The organism is Caballeronia sp. M1242 (assembly GCF_017220215.1).
Taxonomy (GTDB): Bacteria; Pseudomonadota; Gammaproteobacteria; order Burkholderiales; family Burkholderiaceae; genus Caballeronia.
In genome coordinates this window covers 2,383,989-2,402,833 of sequence record NZ_CP071129.1, presented here as the reverse complement: position 1 = coordinate 2,402,833, position 18,845 = coordinate 2,383,989, and the positions used below count along the sequence as shown (strand labels likewise).

General features: G+C 63.4%; 16 protein-coding genes and 1 tRNA gene. 10 read left to right on the top strand and 7 right to left on the bottom strand.

All coding sequences use genetic code 11. The features are described from left to right. Window positions 1–63: 63 nt before the first annotated feature. Both JYK05_RS11160 and JYK05_RS11155 read right to left on the bottom strand, forming a co-directional pair. Window positions 64–140: transfer RNA gene (locus JYK05_RS11160), tRNA-Pro, on the bottom strand. A 38-nt stretch (window positions 141–178) separates the two neighbouring features. Continuing rightward, complete coding sequence (locus JYK05_RS11155) at window positions 179–1,171, bottom strand: polyprenyl synthetase family protein (RefSeq protein WP_206467059.1); 993 nt, start codon at window positions 1,169–1,171, stop codon at window positions 179–181. A 235-nt stretch (window positions 1,172–1,406) separates the two neighbouring features. Here JYK05_RS11155 and rplU point away from each other — a divergent pair, with 235 nt between their 5' ends. The 4 genes from rplU (at window position 1,407) to proB (ending at window position 4,459) form a co-directional block, all read left to right on the top strand. After that, window positions 1,407–1,718 carry a 50S ribosomal protein L21 gene (gene rplU / locus JYK05_RS11150; RefSeq protein ID WP_008342953.1) on the top strand — a complete coding sequence of 104 codons (312 nt, stop codon included), beginning with the start codon at window positions 1,407–1,409 and terminating at the stop codon, window positions 1,716–1,718. A gap of 31 nt (window positions 1,719–1,749) precedes the next feature. Continuing rightward, on the top strand, window positions 1,750–2,013 hold the full coding sequence (gene rpmA / locus JYK05_RS11145) for a 50S ribosomal protein L27 (RefSeq protein ID WP_175945147.1): 264 nt from the start codon (window positions 1,750–1,752) through the stop codon (window positions 2,011–2,013). Window positions 2,014–2,214: 201 nt separating this feature from the next. Continuing rightward, window positions 2,215–3,321 (top strand): Obg family GTPase CgtA, encoded by a 1,107-nt coding sequence (gene cgtA / locus JYK05_RS11140; protein WP_206467058.1) that lies wholly within the window; start codon window positions 2,215–2,217, stop codon window positions 3,319–3,321. Between the two features lie 19 nt (window positions 3,322–3,340). Further along, window positions 3,341–4,459: a glutamate 5-kinase gene (gene proB / locus JYK05_RS11135; protein ID WP_206467057.1), complete on the top strand. Its 1,119-nt coding sequence runs from the start codon at window positions 3,341–3,343 to the stop codon at window positions 4,457–4,459. Window positions 4,460–4,533: 74 nt separating this feature from the next. Here proB and JYK05_RS11130 read toward each other — a convergent pair whose 3' ends face one another. Continuing rightward, window positions 4,534–5,058, bottom strand: coding sequence for a CNP1-like family protein (locus tag JYK05_RS11130; protein WP_206468284.1), 525 nt, complete (start codon window positions 5,056–5,058; stop codon window positions 4,534–4,536). A gap of 177 nt (window positions 5,059–5,235) precedes the next feature. Next, the gene (locus JYK05_RS11125) at window positions 5,236–5,886 is read right to left on the bottom strand and encodes an RNA pyrophosphohydrolase (RefSeq protein WP_206467056.1); all 651 of its coding nucleotides are present in this window, start codon (window positions 5,884–5,886) and stop codon (window positions 5,236–5,238) included. 315 nt (window positions 5,887–6,201) lie between these two features. On the opposite strand from JYK05_RS11125, the gene JYK05_RS11120 reads away from it, so the two are divergent. Together JYK05_RS11120 and JYK05_RS11115 are read left to right on the top strand one after the other, a co-directional pair. Then, a complete protein-coding gene (locus tag JYK05_RS11120) occupies window positions 6,202–7,938 on the top strand; it encodes a proline--tRNA ligase (protein ID WP_206467054.1) in 1,737 nt (578 codons plus the stop codon). Then, window positions 7,939–8,538, top strand: coding sequence for a MarC family protein (locus tag JYK05_RS11115; protein ID WP_175945138.1), 600 nt, complete (start codon window positions 7,939–7,941; stop codon window positions 8,536–8,538). Between the two features lie 48 nt (window positions 8,539–8,586). On the opposite strand, the gene JYK05_RS11110 is transcribed toward JYK05_RS11115, so the two are convergent. Together JYK05_RS11110 and ffh are read right to left on the bottom strand one after the other, a co-directional pair. After that, window positions 8,587–9,138 (bottom strand): hypoxanthine-guanine phosphoribosyltransferase, encoded by a 552-nt coding sequence (locus JYK05_RS11110; RefSeq protein ID WP_175945136.1) that lies wholly within the window; start codon window positions 9,136–9,138, stop codon window positions 8,587–8,589. A gap of 118 nt (window positions 9,139–9,256) precedes the next feature. Then, entirely contained in the window at window positions 9,257–10,624 is a 1,368-nt protein-coding gene (ffh, locus tag JYK05_RS11105; protein ID WP_175945134.1) for a signal recognition particle protein, read from the bottom strand. Between the two features lie 120 nt (window positions 10,625–10,744). Here ffh and JYK05_RS11100 point away from each other — a divergent pair, with 120 nt between their 5' ends. The 3 genes from JYK05_RS11100 (at window position 10,745) to JYK05_RS11090 (ending at window position 16,589) form a co-directional block, all read left to right on the top strand. Next, the gene (locus tag JYK05_RS11100) at window positions 10,745–11,659 is read left to right on the top strand and encodes an inner membrane protein YpjD (protein WP_175945132.1); all 915 of its coding nucleotides are present in this window, start codon (window positions 10,745–10,747) and stop codon (window positions 11,657–11,659) included. A gap of 24 nt (window positions 11,660–11,683) precedes the next feature. Beyond that, window positions 11,684–12,004 (top strand): PP0621 family protein, encoded by a 321-nt coding sequence (locus JYK05_RS11095; protein ID WP_175945130.1) that lies wholly within the window; start codon window positions 11,684–11,686, stop codon window positions 12,002–12,004. 1,573 nt (window positions 12,005–13,577) lie between these two features. Beyond that, window positions 13,578–16,589 (top strand): ribonucleoside-diphosphate reductase subunit alpha, encoded by a 3,012-nt coding sequence (locus tag JYK05_RS11090; RefSeq protein WP_175945128.1) that lies wholly within the window; start codon window positions 13,578–13,580, stop codon window positions 16,587–16,589. 251 nt (window positions 16,590–16,840) lie between these two features. On the opposite strand, the gene JYK05_RS11085 is transcribed toward JYK05_RS11090, so the two are convergent. Further along, on the bottom strand, window positions 16,841–18,238 hold the full coding sequence (locus tag JYK05_RS11085) for an MFS transporter (protein WP_175945126.1): 1,398 nt from the start codon (window positions 18,236–18,238) through the stop codon (window positions 16,841–16,843). Between the two features lie 128 nt (window positions 18,239–18,366). Between JYK05_RS11085 and JYK05_RS11080 the strand changes: the two genes are divergently transcribed. Continuing rightward, window positions 18,367–18,576, top strand: a complete 210-nt coding sequence (locus JYK05_RS11080; protein ID WP_206467052.1) for a DUF3820 family protein — start codon at window positions 18,367–18,369, stop codon at window positions 18,574–18,576. The last annotated feature ends 269 nt before the right edge of the window (window positions 18,577–18,845 follow it).

The following is an 18,845-nucleotide window of genomic DNA, read 5'->3' as shown; positions in this document are numbered from 1 at the left end:
CGCGCGGAGCATCGGCCGAAAAGAAAAAACCCGCATGGCGAACCATGCGGGTTTTTGCAATTCTGGTCGGGGTGAGAGGATTCGAACCTCCGGCCTCTACGTCCCGAACGTAGCGCTCTACCAGGCTAAGCTACACCCCGAATTCGTTACTTGGACGTTTTTGGCTTGAAAGTCTCTTTCAAGACTGCCTCGACGTCGAGTAAGAACATAATTCTAGCAGGCTCTCTTTGTAAATGGAAGCGGGGAATGCAGAAATCGCGTTCGCCGCTGCCTGCGCTTCTTTCCGCGCGCATTCGAGCGTATGGTCCAGCGCGCCCGACGTGGTGATGGCGTGGAAGATCGTGTCGAAGCGATCCGTGCCGCCGTGCTCGATCGCCTCGCGCGCGAGCGCCGCCTGTTCCGCCGTGCCGTGCTCCATCAAATAGATGAGCGGGAGAGTGGGCTTGCCTTCGCGCAGATCGTCGCCGGCGTTCTTGCCCATGGACTCGGGCGTGCCGGTGTAGTCGAGCCAGTCGTCCATGATCTGGAACGCCGTGCCGATGCGCCGGCCGAATTCCGCCGCCGCCGCTTCCGTGCGCGCGTCGGCACCCGAGAGCACCGCGCCCAGCTGCGCGGCCGCCTCGAAGAGCTTCGCGGTCTTGTAGCGGATGACCTGCATGTAGCGCGCTTCGTCCACATCCGGGTCGTGCATGTTGAGAAGCTGCAGCACTTCGCCTTCGGAGATAATGTTGGTCGCGACTGACAGAATCTCCATCACGCGCATTTTGCCGACGCTCACCATCATCTCGAACGAGCGCGAGTAGAGGAAATCGCCGACGAGCACGCTCGCCGCGTTGCCGAACAGCGCATTGGCCGTCTTGCGGCCGCGGCGAAGGTCGGACTCGTCGACAACGTCGTCGTGCAGAAGCGTGGCCGTGTGGATGAACTCGACCACGGCGGCCAGTTCATGGCGATGCCCGGTCGTATCGCCCAGCGCGCCCGCCACAAGCAACAAGAGCGCCGGGCGCAGCCGCTTGCCGCCCGCGCCGATGATGTACTCGGAAATCTGGTTGATGAGCATCACTTCTGATGCCAGGCGCTGCCGGATGACGCGATTGACCTGCTGCATGTCCTCGGCGATCGGGGCAAGCAGTGCGGCGGCGTCGGGGGAGGAAGTGGCGGTGGACGACATGATCGGCAAATGAGGTAATGCGGCGGATTATAAGGCGAATCGGACCCGCGACGAATCACCGGGCGCTTTGCGGCGTCCTTCGCGCACCGCTTTGCGGCTGCCATCGCCTTCAGCGGGCTGCCAAAGCCGCTTGCGCGAAATGTCAATGCCTTTTGACGCGGCGTCTAAGCCTATGTATAATCTCGTGTTTTCCCCGCGCGGTGCGTGGAAAAACGAATTCTGAGTGAGGTTCTCAATGTACGCGGTCATAAAAACCGGCGGCAAGCAGTACAAAGTTGCCGTTGGCGAAAAATTGAAAGTAGAACAGATACCGGCAGACATTGACGCTGAAATCACGCTCGACCAGGTTCTCGCAGTAGGCGAAGGCGAATCGATTCAGTTCGGTACGCCGCTGGTCAGTGGGGCTTCCGTCAAGGCTACCGTCGTGTCCCAAGGTCGTCACAAGAAAGTGACCATCTTCAAGATGCGTCGCCGGAAGCACTACCAAAAGCACGCTGGCCATCGCCAGAACTACACCGAACTGCGCATCGACGCGATCAACGCTTAAGCGTCGCGCAACGGTCAAGGAGCTATAGCAAATGGCACACAAAAAAGCAGGCGGGTCTTCCCGCAACGGCCGCGATTCGGAATCGAAGCGCCTCGGCGTGAAGGTTTACGGCGGCCAGGCAATCAATGCAGGCGGCATCATCGTTCGCCAGCGCGGCACGCGCATGCACCCGGGTGAGAACGTCGGCATCGGCAAGGATCACACCTTGTTCGCGCTGACGGACGGTCACGTCCAGTTCACGACGAAGGGCGCAGCGAAGAAGCACACGGTCGTCGTCGTCCCGGCAGCAGCGTAAGGTTTACTGCACGGGCTTCAGGACCGCAAAAAAGGCCCCGCGAAGTTCGCGGGGCCTTTTTCATTGGCGCGCGGAAAACACCGCGCCAGAATCGAAGCATATGAGTGCCCGGCACGCGCCGGTCACGGCAAAATAGCGTGTCGACTGAGCGAGTTCGAACTCGCGGCAGTCATCGCACGGAAACACGGGACGGAGCAACGCATGAAGTTCATTGACGAAGCGAGGATCGAAGTCATCGCCGGCGACGGGGGAGATGGCAGCGCGTCGATGCGCCGCGAAAAGTTCGTCCCCTTCGGCGGGCCGGACGGCGGCGACGGCGGGCGCGGCGGCAGCGTCTACGCGGTCGCGGACCGCAACATCAACACGCTGATCGACTACCGGTTCGCGAAGAAGCACCAGGCGCGCAACGGCGAAAACGGTCGCGGTTCGGACTGCTACGGCAAAGGCGGTGACGACATCACGCTGCGCATGCCGGTCGGCACCATCATTTCGGATCAGGAAACGGGCGAGATCATCGCGGACCTGACCGAGCACAATCAACAAGTGCTGATCGCGCAAGGCGGCGCGGGCGGTCTCGGCAACCTGCACTTCAAGTCGAGCACGAACCGCGCGCCGCGTCAGAAGACCGACGGCAAGCCGGGCGAGCGCCGCATGCTCAAGCTCGAACTGAAGGTGCTCGCGGATGTCGGCCTGCTCGGCATGCCGAACGCGGGCAAATCAACGTTCATCGCGTCTGTTTCGAACGCGCGGCCGAAGATCGCCGACTATCCGTTCACGACGCTCGCGCCGAATCTCGGCGTCGTGCGCGTCGGGCCGAGCAAGAGCTTCGTGATCGCGGATATTCCGGGGCTGATCGAAGGCGCGGCGGAAGGCGCGGGCCTCGGCCACCGCTTCCTGCGTCATTTGCAGCGCACGGGCGTGTTGCTGCATCTCGTGGACCTCGCTCCGTTCGATGAAAACGTCGATCCGGTCGCGGAAGCGAAGGCGATCGTCAACGAACTGCGCAAGTACGACGAGTCGCTCTATGAGAAACCGCGCTGGCTCGTGCTGAACAAGCTCGACATGGTGCCGGAAGACGAGCGCGCGTCGCGCGTGAAGGACTTCCTCGACCGCTTCGAGTGGGACGGCCCGGTGTACGAAATTTCGGCGCTCACCGGCCAAGGCTGCGAGGCGCTGGTCTACGCCATCTACGACTACATCTCGACGCATTCGGACGCGTCGCGCGCCGCCGAAGCGGAAGATCTCGCGGCCGACGTGCGTTTTCGCGACGACATCGCCGGGAACAAAGCGGGCGACGAAGACAGATAATCGAGGAGAGAAGCGCACGATGCGTTCGGTCATTGCCGCTGCGAAGCGAATCGTAGTGAAAGTGGGGTCCAGCCTCGTCACCAACGACGGGCGCGGACTGGATCACGCGGCCATCGCCCGGTGGGCGTCGCAGATTGCGGCGCTGCGCGAACAGGGCAAGGAAGTCGTGCTCGTGAGCTCGGGCGCGATTGCGGAAGGCATTCACCGGCTCGGCTGGACCAAGCGCCCGAGCGAAATCGACGAATTGCAGGCCGCCGCGGCCGTCGGGCAAATGGGCCTCGCGCAAGTCTACGAGAGCAGCTTCGGCGCGCACGGCATCCGCACCGCGCAGATTCTGCTCACGCACGCCGACCTCGCCGACCGCGAGCGTTATCTCAACGCGCGCTCCACGCTGCTCACGCTGCTGCGTCTGGGCGCGGTGCCGGTCATCAACGAGAACGACACCGTCATCACCGACGAGATCAAGTTCGGCGACAACGACACGCTCGGCGCGCTGGTCGCCAATCTGATCGAAGGCGACGCGCTCGTCATTCTCACGGATCAGCGCGGCCTGTTCACCGCCGATCCGCGCAAGGATCCGAACGCGACGCTCGTCGAACAGGCCGATGCCGGCACGCCAGAACTCGAAGCGATGGCCGGCGGCGCGGGATCGAGCCTCGGCCGGGGCGGCATGCTGACCAAGATTCTGGCGGCCAAGCGCGCCGCGCACAGCGGCGCGAACACCGTGATCGCGAGCGGCCGCGAGGCTGACGTGCTCACGCGCCTTGCATCGGGCGAGATGATCGGCACGCAGCTTATCGCGCGCACCGCTCGCATGGCTGCGCGCAAGCAGTGGATGGCGGATCACCTGCAGGTGCGAGGCCACGTCGTGATCGACAATGGCGCGGTGCAGAAGCTCACCGCCGACGGCAAGAGCTTGCTGCCGATCGGCGTGGTCGATGTGAAAGGCGCCTTCGGTCGCGGAGAAGTGATCGCGTGCGTCAACGATAACGGGCAGGAAGTCGCGCGCGGCATCACGAATTACAGCAGCGCCGAGGCGCGGCTGATTCATCGGCGGCCGAGCGCGGAGATCGAAGCCGTGCTCGGGTATATGCTGGAGCCGGAACTCATCCATCGCGACAATCTGGTGCTCGTCTGAGGCACTTCATCCCGCCGGATGAACAAAGCCCGCTGAGCCGAAAGGCCAGCGGGCTTTTTACTGCGCGAACGCAATCAGCGCAGGTTGATGGACCGTTGCGTGCGCTCGTACTGAATGTTGTTGACGATCTGCTTCGCGGTGCCGACCGGCAGCTTGCTCGTGCAGAAGTAATCCTGATACAGCGCTGCCTGATACGCGTTCAGTTCGCCGTTCTCGATGCGCCGGAAGTCGAACGCGACGCCGCGATCCCAGCCGGTGCCGTCTTCGTTGATGCTCGCGTAGCGGCGCCATTCGTACGTGTCGCAGCGAATGCCTTCGTAGTTGACGTTGCGCGCGCCGCTCGGGCTCGTCGCCACGACGACGTAGCGCACGACGCCGTCATCGCCGACCGTGAGCGAGGTCTTGTCGACCGCGAACGTCAGCGGTGTGTTCTGCGAAACATTGAACGGCAGCAGGTTCGACGCCTGCGGCAGCGGCGGCAGCGTATTCACTTTGTTCTCCACCCATTCGGTCTTGCGGTCGAGCAGATAGGTGAACACGCCGTCGTCCTGATTGGACGGGCCTTTGGAACTGGAACAGCCGGCAAGCGCGGCGAGCATGGCGACGAGTACCGCGGATGAGACGATGACTTTCAATTCGATGTTCCCGAATAACGGATGCGCGGACGGCGAACGCCCGGCGCCGCGAGCAGTGCTCGCCGCGCCGGGCTATGAAACATGCCGAGTGTCAGAATGAACGAAGAATCGCCGCGCTCGACGCCAGGACCGAACGCGAAGTCAGTCGCACGATGAACGCCGCGCGATGATCTGCACTTCTTCGCTGACCGTACATTCTGCCTGAACCGCGGCACCGGCGGCGGTTACGGCAGGTGTCTCGATCGTCATGGTCTGAATGACGCGCGGATAACGCGGCCCATAATGCGCGGCGCGCTCACCGCGTTCGCCACGAGTATTGGTTCGCCGCAAGAAGCGGGAAAGCTCGGTGAGAGCCAGTTGATAAACGTCGCGCTTGAACTCGATCACCGCGTCGAGCGGCACCCAGTATTCGTTCCAGCGCCAGGCATCGAATTCCGGATGGTCCGTCGCGCGCAGGCAAATGTCGCAGTCGCGCCCGACCATGCGCAGCAGAAACCAGATCTGTTTCTGACCGCGATAATGACCGCGCACTTCGCGCTTGATGAACTTATCCGGCACCTCATAACGCAGCCAGTCGCGCGTGCGACCGACAACTTTCACGTGCTCAGGAAGCAGGCCGGTTTCTTCGTGTAACTCCCGATACATTGCTTGCACGGGGGTCTCGCCGTATTTGATACCCCCTTGCGGAAACTGCCAGGAATGTTCACGCAGCCGCTTGCCCCAAAACACTTCGTTGCGCGCGTTCAAGAGGATGATGCCGACGTTCGGGCGAAAGCCTTCCCGATCCAGCATACAACCACCTTCGAATCCTTTAAAATTGCTTTGATTATAAACAGATAACGGCCCCGGCGCATCCGTTCCAACCCGTGTCGGAGCCCTAATTTCGGGGCTCGCGGTACGCCTTCACGCAAGGAATCTTTGCCAGGCAACCCGGAAGTCGGCAGAATCTTCTTTTCCGGCTTCATGCAGGGCGGTCGGCCGCAAATGTCGCGCGAGCGTTTCATTGCGGCCTCGTGCAGAGCCGTCGACCGTTTCGTCGTTCACCCGTTTCGCCAGCCTTCAACCACATGGTTTCGTGGGCGCGCGCCGCTTTTGGAAAATTTCTGAATGAAAGCATCCCGTTTCTTCATCGGCACCCTGAAGGAAGCTCCCGCCGACGCCGAGATCGTCAGCCACAAGCTGATGATGCGCGCCGGCATGATCCGCCGCGTCGCGGGCGGTATCTACGATTACATGCCGATCGGCCTGCGCTCCATCCGCAAGGTCGAAGCCATCGTGCGTGAAGAGATGAATCGCGCGGGCGCGCTCGAACTGCTGATGCCGGCCGTGCAGCCGGCCGAGTTGTGGCAGGAATCGGGACGCTGGGAGCAGTACGGCCCGGAACTGCTGCGCATCAAGGACCGTCACGAACGCGATTTCGTCGTCGGACCGACGCACGAGGAAGTGGTCACGGACATCGCGCGGCGCGAGATCAAGAGCTATCGGCAGTTGCCGGTCAACTTCTATCAGATCCAGACGAAGTTCCGCGACGAGATTCGTCCGCGCTTCGGCGTCATGCGCGGCCGCGAGTTCATCATGAAGGACGCTTATTCCTTCGATAAGGACACCGCCGGCCTCGCGGAGTCGTACAAGAAGATGTACGACGCATACGTGCGCATCTTCACGCGCATCGGGCTGGAGTTCCGCGCGGTCGCGGCGGACAACGGGTCGATTGGCGGCAGCGGATCGCACGAGTTTCACGTCATCGCGGAAACGGGCGAGGACGATATCGCGTACTGCCTGGACTCGGACTTCGCGGCCAACGTGGAAGCGGCCGACGCGTTGCCGCTGATCGCCGAGCGCGCCGCGCCCGCCGAGGAGATGAAGAAGACGCCGACGCCCGGCGCGGCCAAGTGCGAAGCCGTCGCACAGTTGCTCAACATCCCGCTCGAACGCACGATCAAGTCGATCATTCTCGCGACCGACAACGAAGGCGCCGAGCCGACCATTTGGCTCCTGATGCTGCGCGGCGATCATTCGCTGAACGACATCAAGGTCAGCAAGCTGCCGGGCCTGAAGGGTTACCGCTTTGCGACGGAAGCCGAGATCGTCGAATGGTTCGGCACGCCGCCGGGCTATCTCGGTCCCATCGGCACGAAGAAGCCGGTGCGCGTGATCGCGGATCGCACGGTCGCGAACATGAGCGATTTCGTCGTCGGCTCGAACGAGGTCGACTATCACACGACCGGCGTGAACTGGGGCCGCGATCTGCCGGAACCGGAAGTCGCGGATATCCGTAACGTCGTGGCGGGCGATCCTTCGCCGGACGGCCGTGGCACGCTGGAAATCTGCCGCGGCATCGAAGTGGGGCACGTGTTCCAGCTGGGCACGAAGTACTCGGATTCGATGGGCGCCACGTTCCTCGACGAAGGCGGCAAGCCCGCGCCGATGCAGATGGGCTGCTACGGCATCGGCGTGACGCGCGTGCTGGGCGCGGCTATCGAACAGAATTTCGACGATAAGGGCATCATCTGGCCGGAAGCCATTGCGCCGTTCGAAGTCGTGATCTGCCCGATGGGCTACGACCGCAGCGACGCCGTGCGCGAGCAGGCCGACAAGCTGTACGCCACGCTGCAGGACGCGGGCATCGACGTGATTCTCGACGATCGCGGTGAGCGCCCCGGCGTGATGTTCGCGGACTGGGAACTGATTGGCGTGCCGCATCGCATCGTCATCGGCGATCGCGGGCTGAAGGAAGGCAAGCTCGAATATCAGGCGCGCCGCGACACCGAAGCCACGCTGCTGCCGGTGGACGAAGCGGCGGGCGTCGTGACGGCGAAGATTCGGGCCGCGCTCGGGAAGTAAATGCAGTACAACTTCCTGTCGGCGACGATCCTTCTGCTCTTGATCACCGATCCGCTCGGCAACATCCCGATCTTCATCAACGCGCTGCGCGGTGTCGCCACCGAGCGGCGCCGCGTGGTGATCTTGCGCGAAGTGGCGATCGCGTTCGGCATCCTGCTCGTCTTCATGCTGGCCGGCGACCGCTTCCTGCGCGCGATGAATCTCACGGACGTGTCGCTGCGCATCGGCGGCGGGATCGTGTTGTTTCTGATCGCGCTTCGGATGATCTTCCCGCATCCGGATGGCCCGATGGGCGGCGACACGCGCGGCGGCGAACCGCTGATCGTGCCGCTTGCGATTCCGGCGCTCGCCGGCCCGTCCGCGCTCGCGACGGTGATGCTGCTGACGTCGCAGGCGCCGGGCAAGATGTTCGAGTGGATCGGCGCGCTGACCGTCACGATGGTCGTCTGCGCCGTCGTGCTGATCCTCGCGGAGAAGATCCAGCAATGGCTGGGCGAGCGCGCGGTCACGGCGTTCGAACGGTTGATGGGACTCGTGCTCGTCGCGATTTCCGTCGAGATGATTCTCACGGGCATACGCGCGTTCGTGCATCAGTTGTGAAAAAAGCGGCCGAGGCCGCTTTTTCTTTTTCGTCGCACGTGCGATTGATTACGCGCCGTCCGTCAACGCCCGGATAGTCGGCAGATTGCGCCAGTAACCCTTCGCATCCATCCCGCAGCCGAACACGTAACGGTCGGGCACTTCGAACCCGCAGAAATCCGGGCGCAGCGGCTTTGCCTTCGGGATCAGCTTCTCGCACAGCACCGCCGATAGAAACTGCTTCGCGCCCATCGCCATGATGCGGTCGCGAATGGCGGCCATCGTTTCGCCTTCGTCGAGAATGTCGTCGAGCACGAGCACCACGCGATCCTTCACCGATTCGGCCGGCGCCACGCGCCACTGCATCTCGCTGCCGCCCTTGATGGCGTTGCGATAACGCGTCAAATGGATGTAGTCGAATTCGAGCGGGAAATCCAGATGCGGCAGCAGCATGCCGGTGAACACGGCCGCGCCGCCCATGACTGATAGCAGCAACGGGAAGTCGTCCTGCGTCGCGGCCTTGATGTCCGCAGCCATACGCTTGATCGACGCGTCGACCTGATCGGCACTGACGATCTCTTCGGAGTGGCTGAAAATGTGGAGAGCTTCTTCGCGGTTCATAAAGGCAGGCGGGAGAGACGACGACTCAGTGTGGAAAAAACGGCGGCGTGCGCCATATGATAAACCCGCGTTCCTTTCGCGTCGGGCGAACGAAAGCGCGGGTTCGAAGCGGCGCGGATCAGCGCATGCCCGGCATCATGCCTTTCATGCCGCGCATCATCTTTTGCAGATTGCCGCCCTTGAGCTTCTTCATCATGCCGCGCATCTGCTCGTACTGATTCAGCATGCGGTTGACTTCCTGTACGTGCACGCCCGCGCCCGCGGCGATACGGCGCTTGCGAGCCGCCTTGATGAGCTCGGGCTTCGCGCGCTCCTGAAGCGTCATCGAATTGATGATGCCTTCCATGCGGCGCATCTGTTTCTCGGCGTTGTTCATGTCCGCGCCTTGCGCCGCCTGCTGGAACTGCGCGGGCAGCTTGTCCATCAGCGACGACAGCCCGCCCATCTTCTTCATTTGCGAGAGTTGCGCCTTGAAGTCGTTCAGGTCGAAGTCGCCGCCTTTCTTGACCTTGTCGGCGAGCTTCTGCGCCGCTTGCGTATCGACGCCGCGCTGCGCTTCCTCGACGAGCGCGAGAATGTCGCCCATGCCGAGAATCCGGTTCGCCATGCGATCCGGGTGGAAGACTTCGAGGCCGTCGAGTTTTTCGGCGACGCCGACGAACTTGATCGGCTTGCCGGTGACGTGCCGCACTGAAAGCGCCGCGCCGCCGCGCGAATCGCCGTCGAGCTTCGTGAGCACGACGCCCGTGAGCGGCAGCGCGTCGTTGAACGCCTTCGCGGTGTTCACGGCGTCCTGACCGAGCATCGCGTCGACGACGAAGAGCGTTTCAGCGGGCTTGAGCAGCGCGTGCAGCTCGCTGATCTCTTTCATCATCGCTTCGTCGATACCGAGACGACCGGCCGTATCGACGATCACGACATCGTGGTAATGACGCTTCGCCCAGTCGATGGCGGCGCGCGCGATGTCCGCGGGCTTCTGGTCAGGCTCTGACGGGAAGAAGTCCGCGCCGACCTGTTCGGTCACCGTTTGCAGCTGGCGAATAGCGGCGGGGCGGTACACGTCGACGGAAACCGTCAGCACCTTCTTCTTCTGCTTTTCGCGCAGCAGCTTCGCGAGCTTGCCGGTGGTCGTGGTTTTACCCGCGCCCTGCAAGCCGGCCATCAGGATGACAGCGGGCGGCGTGACGGCGAGATTCAGCTCGGCGGCCTTGCCTTCGTAGTCGCCGCCGATCACGGCGGTCAGCTCGCGCTGCACGACGCCGACGAGCGCCTGACCCGGCGACAGGCTCGAAAGCACTTCTTCGCCGAGCGCCTTTTCCTTCACCTTGGCGATGAACTCGCGCACGACGGGCAGCGCCACGTCGGCTTCGAGCAGCGCGAGGCGCACTTCGCGCAGCATCTCCTGCGTGTTGGCCTCGGTGAGCCGGGCCTCGCCGCGCAGCGTCTTGACGACGCGCGCCATCCGTTGAGTGAGGTTGTCGAGCATGGGAATGTGAGAGTGCGGCCCTGGTTTCCGGCGACGCGCAGGCGGTTTCGCGGCGATGCGCCCTACTTTGGCGCAAGGGGGAAGACGTCGCGGGTTCGGGGCCTAGTGTAAACTTCGAACATGGATATTGTACTGTATGCCCTCACTGCGTTTCTCTACGGCGGACTGGCCGTGGCGGGCTGGCGCGCGCATCGCCATACGGCCGTGGAGCCGGTTCTGGCGGGCGTGCCATCGGGCATCGGGGCCGCGCCGGCGAGTCCATCGAAGGCGTCGGGCATGAGCGGCATGGGACGCGCACTATTATTAATAGCGTTGGTCGTGCACGGCGTTCTCCTGCACATGACCATCTTCCCGCAGAACGCGATGATCTTCGGCTTCGCGTTCGCGTTGTCCGCGATGTTCTGGCTCGGCGCGGGCATTTACTGGATCGAGAGCTTCTTCTTTCCGCTCGACGGCCTGCGCCTGCTCGTGCTGCCGCTCGCCTGCGTCGCGTCGCTGTTGCCGCTCGCGTTCGGCGGCGTGCGCGTGCTGTCGTACTCCGCCGCGCCGATGTTCAAGCTGCATTTTCTGATCGCGAATATCGCGTATGGCCTCTTTGCGATTGCCGCGCTGCATGCCGTGCTGATGCTGATGCTCGAACGACGCCTTCAGCGCATGCGCGGCCTCGCGATGCGTCACAGTGGCGGCAACGGCTGGCTCGCGAGCTGGCTCGACACCTTGCCGCCGCTGCTCACGCTCGAAAAGCTGTTGTTCCGGTTGATCGGCGCGGGCTTCGTGCTGCTGACGCTCACGCTCGTGTCGGGCATCGCGTTCAACGAGCAACTGGTCGATCGCGCGCTGCGTTTCGATCATAAGACCGTCTTCGCCATTCTGTCCTGGCTGATGTTCGGCGGGCTGCTGACTGCGCGCCGCATTTCCGGCTGGCGCGGACGCGCCGCGCTGCGCTGGGTGCTGGCTTCGTTCGTGGCGCTGCTGCTCGCGTATGTCGGCAGCCGCTTCGTGTTCGAAGTGCTGCTGCATCGCGCGGTCGTCTGAGCGCGGTCTTACTTCTTCAAGCCGATGCGAAATTTTCTTCTTCTTATCGTTCTCTTCTTCGTGACGCAATGGCTCCTGAAGAAGCTGCGCCGCGCCAACGAGCGCGAGCAGGCGGGAACGCGTGCTTCGTCTAACCGCGCATCCTCGACGGCGGGCGGCGCGGGCGCCGGCAACGGCGCGGCTCGCCGCGATGCGCCTCAACTCGCTGATCCGCTGATCCGCTGCGCGCAGTGCGGCGTGCATACGCCGACGAGCGAATCCATAGCGGTCGCGGGACAACGGTTCTGCTGCGCGGAGCATGCGCGGCGTCATGCGGCGCGTCCTGGCGGTCGGGACGCGAGATGAGGGCGCTGGCTGCGGGCATCGAGGCGCTGGGGCGAAGAGGGCACCTTGCTCTCCAACGACGCGTACGCGAAGTTCTCCGGCGTGCGGCACCCCGGCATTCTCGGCGTGCCGATCATCTGCGCCCGCGCGTGAAGCAATAATCGTAGGGGACAAGCGTTCGGCCGCGTCGGCGCGTCCGACGCCGTTGCGACGCGCGCTGAATGCGTTGCCTGCGAGCGATGCGGATAGCTACGCGCCCGTGTGCCCACGAGCGAATCAATAGACGTTGCGGGACAGCGTTAGCTGCGTCTAGCGCGCGGCGTCGCGCGGGCGCGTAAGAGCGGTCGCGACGCCAGATCAATGCGCTGCCTGCGCGCGGTGCCTTATCCGCGCGCACGGCCGGCTTGGAAGCGCGGCGCGTATGCCGCCGCTGAACGTCGAGGCGCGTCCTCGCGGCATAACGCCGACGCTCGGCACGATTCGCAACATTTGCATGCCATCCGGTGATACCAGCGCGGCGCTTCTTCGAACACGTTGGATCGCGACGCGCATCCGTCCTTCGATCGCCTCCGCCGCATGCGCGCGTCGGCGCATTTCATGATTCACCGCGAGGGCGCGTTGGCGCTGCCCATCCCGAGTGATGAACGCGCGTGCCACGCGTGTGTGTCGTCGTTTCGGGAACGCGGGCGTCGCAGCGACGACTTGATGAGCGTCGGACTCGAAGGCAGCGACAACCTGCGGTTAGACGAGTACCGTAGCTTGCGCGCTCGTGTGAATCATCGCGAAGCGATATCCGATCGACGCGTTCCCGCTGTTCGTCCCCAGAGATTAACCCGCGAGCCACTCGTTCGAGTCGTCGTTTAGGAAGGCGAGCGTTGCAACCACTACGCGACAACCTGCGGTCCGACGAGTACGTGCAGCTTGCCTCTCGTGTGAAGCATCGCGAGCCGATATCCGATTGACGCGATCGCCCCGGCGCCTGCGCTGCGACCACGCGCCGCCGCCGCTTCAATGAGTCGCCCTCGACAGTCTCCGACCACCACCCACGGTCATTCTCGCTGCGACGCAACAGCGTCGCGCGGGAGCCCTTGCCGCGCTTCGACGCCGCAAAAGTCAACCCCGCGCAAGCGCTTCCGAAGCAAATAAACCTTTTTGAGACCGTGCGAAGTTCCACTATACTTGGTGCCGAAGGACGTGATTTGCACTATATCTTGTGTTGTACAGGCGGCGCCCGCTCCCACGAGCCGGCGCCGTCGGCTTTCCGGCGTATCTGAAGTTTGGCTGGCCCGGGGCGGTGCGCAAGCGGTCTCATCAAGAGGCCCTCAGCGCATCGAGCGCCAGCACAGCAGCACCGTGAAGAACGCATGCAAGTGAATGCGAGTCGCGTCAACCGACACCGCGCGCCAACGCGGGCACCGCACGCGACGCCATGACAGTGCGGGCCGCCATCGCGCGACTCGTGTTCAGGGCCTGCTGTCTTCACAGCCCGCACCACTGCCAAACACCGCGACGCGCGTCTCATGAGGCGACGCACGCGGCATAAGTGATAAATCCGCGGATCATCCGCACCATTCGAACACCAGGAGTTTTGCACATGCAAACCACCGACAACGCCACGACTTCCTACGAAGGCGCATCCGCGCAGCATGCGGGCGGGGCGCACGTTCAGGGCGCGCAATCGCCCGCGTCGAACACGACGTATGCCGACTACAAGGTCATCCGTCGCAACGGAAGCGTGGTGTCGTTCGAGCCGTCGAAGATCGCGATTGCCGTGACGAAGGCGTTCATCGCCGTGAACGGCGGCCAGGGCGCGGCGTCCGCTCGCGTGCGCGAGCAGGTCGAGCAACTGACGCAGGCGGTCGTGCGCGCGCTGCTGCGCAGCCGTCCGCACGGCGGCACGTTCCATATCGAAGACATTCAGGATCAGGTCGAACTCGCGCTGATGCGCGGCGGCGAGCACAACGTCGCGCGCGCCTACGTGCTGTATCGCGAGAAGCGCACGCAGCAGCGTGAGCAGGACCGCGGCCATGCGCAGAACGCGAAGACGCACGAAGGCGTCATCAACGTGACGGACAACGGCATCACGCGCCCGCTCGATCTCGACGCGCTGAAGGCGCTGATCGTCTCCGCCTGCGCGAATCTGGGCGATGCCGTCTCGGCTGATCCGATCGTCGCGGAAACGGTGAAGAACCTGTACGACGGCGTGCCGATGAATCAGGTCTACGATTCGGCCATTCTCGCCGCGCGCACGATGATCGAGAAAGACCCGGCGTACAGCCAGGTCACCGCGCGCATTCTGCTGCACACGATCCGCCGCGAGATTCTCGAAGGCGAAGTGACGCAAGCCGAAATGGGCGAGCGTTATGCCGAATACTTCCCGCAGTTCATCAAGCGCGGCGTCGAAGCCGGCCTGCTCGACGACAAGCTGCAGCAGTTCGACCTGAAGCGTCTCGGCGCCGCGCTCGACGCGAACCGCGACCTGCAGTTCGGTTACCTCGGCCTGCAAACGCTGTACGACCGCTACTTCCTGCACGTCGAGGGCACGCGCATCGAGTTGCCGCAGGCGTTCTTCATGCGCGTCGCGATGGGTCTGTCGCTGAACGAAATCGACCGCGAAGCACGCGCCATCGAGTTCTACAACGTGCTGTCGTCGTTCGACTTCATGTCGTCGACGCCGACGCTCTTCAACTCGGGCACGCATCGCTCGCAGCTTTCGTCCTGCTATCTGACGACGGTGGCCGACGACCTCGACGGCATCTACGAGGCGCTCAAGGAAAACGCGCTGCTCTCCAAGTTCGCGGGCGGCCTCGGCAACGACTGGACGCGAGTGCGCGCGCTCGGCTCGCACATCAAGGGCACGAACGGCAAGTCGCAAGGCGTCGTGCCGTTCCTGAAGGTCGTGAACGACACGGCCGTCGCGGTGAACCAGGGCGGCAAGCGCAAGGGCGCCGTGTGCGCGTACCTCGAGACGTGGCACCTCGACATCGAAGAATTCCTGGAACTGCGCAAGAACACGGGCGATGACCGCCGCCGCACGCACGACATGAACACGGCGAACTGGATTCCCGACCTGTTCATGAAGCGCGTGATGGAAGGCGGCGAATGGACGCTGTTCTCGCCGTCGACGTGTCCGGACCTGCACGATTTGTTCGGCGCGGACTTCGAGAAGGCGTACGTCGCTTACGAAGAGAAAGCCGCGCGCGGCGAGATCAAGCTCTTCAAGAAGGTGCCGGCGCAGCACTTGTGGCGCAAGATGCTCGGCATGCTGTTTGAAACCGGCCATCCGTGGATCACGTTCAAGGATCCGTGCAACGTGCGTTCGCCGCAGCAGCACGTCGGCGTCGTGCATTCGTCGAACCTGTGCACGGAAATCACGCTCAATACGAGCGACACCGAAATCGCCGTGTGCAATCTCGGTTCGGTGAACCTGGTCGCGCACCTGACGAAGCAGGCCGACGGCACGCTCGCGCTCGATCACGCGAAGCTCAAGCGCACCATCAGCGTCGCGATGCGCATGCTCGACAACGTGATCGACATCAACTACTACGCGGTGCCGAAGGCGCGTAATTCGAACCTGAAGCATCGTCCGGTGGGCATGGGCATCATGGGCTTCCAGGACTGCCTGCACTTGCTGCGCACGCCGTACGCGTCGCAGGAAGCGGTGGAGTTCGCGGATCGTTCGATGGAAGCCGTCTGCTACTACGCGTACTACGCGTCGACGGAACTGGCGGAAGAGCGCGGCCGTTATTCGAGCTATCGCGGCTCGCTGTGGGATCGCGGCATTCTCCCGCAAGACACGGTGAAGCTCTTGGCCGAAGCGCGCGGCGGTTACGTGGAAGTGGACACGTCCGAGTCGATGGACTGGTCGACGCTGCGTTCGCGCATCGCGACGCACGGCATGCGCAATTCGAACTGCGTGGCGATTGCGCCGACGGCGACGATCTCGAACATCATCGGCGTGTCGGCGTGTATCGAGCCGACGTTCCAGAACCTGTACGTGAAGTCGAATCTGTCTGGCGAATTCACGGTGGTCAACGACTACCTGGTGCGTGATCTGAAGGCGCGCGGCCTGTGGGATGAAGTGATGGTGTCGGACCTGAAGTACTTCGACGGCACGCTCTCGCGCATCGACCGCGTTCCGGCCGACCTGCGCGCGATCTACGCGACGGCGTTCGAAGTGGATCCGAAGTGGCTGGTGGAAGCGGCGTCGCGTCGTCAGAAGTGGATCGATCAGGCGCAGTCGCTGAATATCTACATGGCGGGCGCATCGGGCAAGAAGCTCGATGAGGTGTACAAGCTCGCGTGGCTGCGCGGTCTGAAGACGACGTACTACCTCCGCACGATGGCGGCGACGCACGTCGAGAAGTCGACCGTGGCGCACGGCGCGTTGAACGCGGTGCCGTCGGGTGAGGGCGGTGCGGGTTCGGGCGGTGGCTTCGGGGTGTCGTCGGGCGGTGCTTCTTCCGCTGCCGGCGGCGTCGGTGGTGGTTTCAATGCTGCCGCTGCTGCGCCTGCGGTCGAGGCGGCTGCGCCGGAAGCCGACGGTCCCGTCTGCATGATGCGTCCGGGCGATCCGGGGTTCGACGAGTGCGAGGCATGTCAGTGAGGTTTTTTGCTGGCGCCTGAGTAGGGTTCTGCTCGCGGCGAACGCCGGTGCTGAGATGGTTTCTCGGTGCCGGCTTTTTTGTTTTCTGGCTTTGGATCTTCTTGGAACTTGTTTTCGCGTCGGTCTATTGGGCGTTGCCCTTGCCGGGCTGACGTAAGGTCGTAGGTCTGCCCCTTTGCTTCGTTGTCTCGCGCGACAAGAGCAACGACACGGGAACGGCAGCACGAAGGAAGCGCGAAGCAAAGGAACCCTTACCCCCGCGTCCCACGCGAAATCTCAACGCCCGCATCCCGCGACAACCGAGCCGTAACCGGCATGGAAAGAAACGAGAACAGCCCAACGACAACAAACGCAGGCCAAAAGTCCGACCACCGCACGGTCGCATGACCATTCACGTACTGCGTGAGTTCGAGCGTAATGCCCGCCACCGTGACGCCAAGCCCGAGCGACACCTGCTGCACGAAGCTGGCAAGACTCGTCGCCCGTCCGACATCGCGGGTTTCGATCTCCGCGTAGGCGAGCGAATTGAGGCTCGTGAACTGCAGCGCCGGAAAGAAGCCGCCGAGCAGCACCACAGCCCAGATCACCCAGGTCGGCGTGCCGGGAAAGAACGTGCCGCATGCCGCAATCGCCAAGCCCGACAACGCCGCGTTGAAGAGAAGCGTCTGCCGAAAGCCGAATCGATGCAGCACGCGGGACGCAAGCGAGCGCATGAACATGCCGCCGAACGCCGATGCGCAGGTGATCGCGCCGGACTTGAACGCCGTCATGCCAAGACCTTCCTGCAACGCGAGCGGCAAAAGGAACGGCACCGCGCCGAGCCCGATGCGAAAGAGCGAGCCGCCGAGGACGCTCGCCTGAAACGTCGGCACGCGAAAGAAGCGCAGGTCGAGCAGCGGTCGCGCGGCCCGGCGCGCGTAGAGACAGTACAGCGCGGCCATCAGCGCGCCGGCCGCGCACATCGCGAACGCAACGCTTTGCGGCACCAGCTCGCCGCCGACGAGCGAAAGGCCGAGCAGCAGCAAGACGCCGGCGCCCGCCGACAAAAAGAAGCCGAGCCAGTCGAGCCGGCCCGGATGTTCTTCGCGCGAGTCGGCGATGTAGCGATTGGTCAGGTAGATGCCCGCAATGCCAATCGGAATATTGATGAAGAAGATCAGCCGCCAGTGCAGATACGTCGTGATGAAGCCGCCGAGCAGCGGGCCGGCGGCCGGGCCGAGCATCGCGGGAACGGAGAGATAGTTCATCGCGCGAATGAACTCGGAGCGGCGCACCGAACGGAAGATGATGATGCGGCCGACCGGTACCATCATCGCGCCGCCCACGCCCTGTATGAAGCGCGCGACAGTGAAGGGCCCGAGCGACGTCGATGCCGCGCACAGGATCGAACCGGCAACGAACACGCCGATGGCCGCGCGAAAGACGGCGCGCGCGCCGAAGCGGTCGGCCACCCAGCCGCAGATCGGAATGAAGACGCCCAAGCCAAGCACGTAACTGGTGACGGCGACCTTGAGTGTGACGGGATCGCGTCCGAAGGCGCGCGCCATTTCGGGGATTGCAGTGACGATGACGTTGGCGTCGACGCTTTCCATGAACATCGCACACGCGACGATGAGAGGAGCGATGAAAGCTTTGACGGCGAGCGGCATCAGAGAATGCGATCAGTCATGGCGGCAAGAGCGGCGATTATGGCACCGATACCACGCGCATGCGATCGCACGCCGGGCGCTATGCGATGCGATGCGACGCGATCAACCCAACGAGGAGTGAAGACACGATGGACCCGCAAGACCTGCAGCGTCTCGTGACGCAGACCATGCCTTACGGCAAGTACAAGGACAGACTCATCGCCGACTTGCCCGGTCACTATCTCGCGTGGTTCGCGCGTGAGGGTTTTCCTGAAGGCAAGCTCGGTGCGTTGCTTGCGCTCATGCACGAGATCGATCACAACAATCTGCGCTCATTGCTGAACCCTTTGAGGCGTTGACTCCACGCGCTATAGGTAGTAGAGCAGCGCTAGATCGGACACAATATATAGTGGTAAAGCAAGGCCGCGAATGCTAAACTTCGGCACGAATTCGAAGCGCGCGAAGGCAACGAAGACACGTCGCTCAGCACGCAAGCGTCATCGAGCGCAGCCGCAACGCAACCGCAGCCGAACGCGCTTTCATCTTCGCTTGCATCGCACCACAACTAAGCAACAGGACACGCGTCGATCGATCATCGCGGGCTGTCGCCAAGCGTTCGCATGACCGC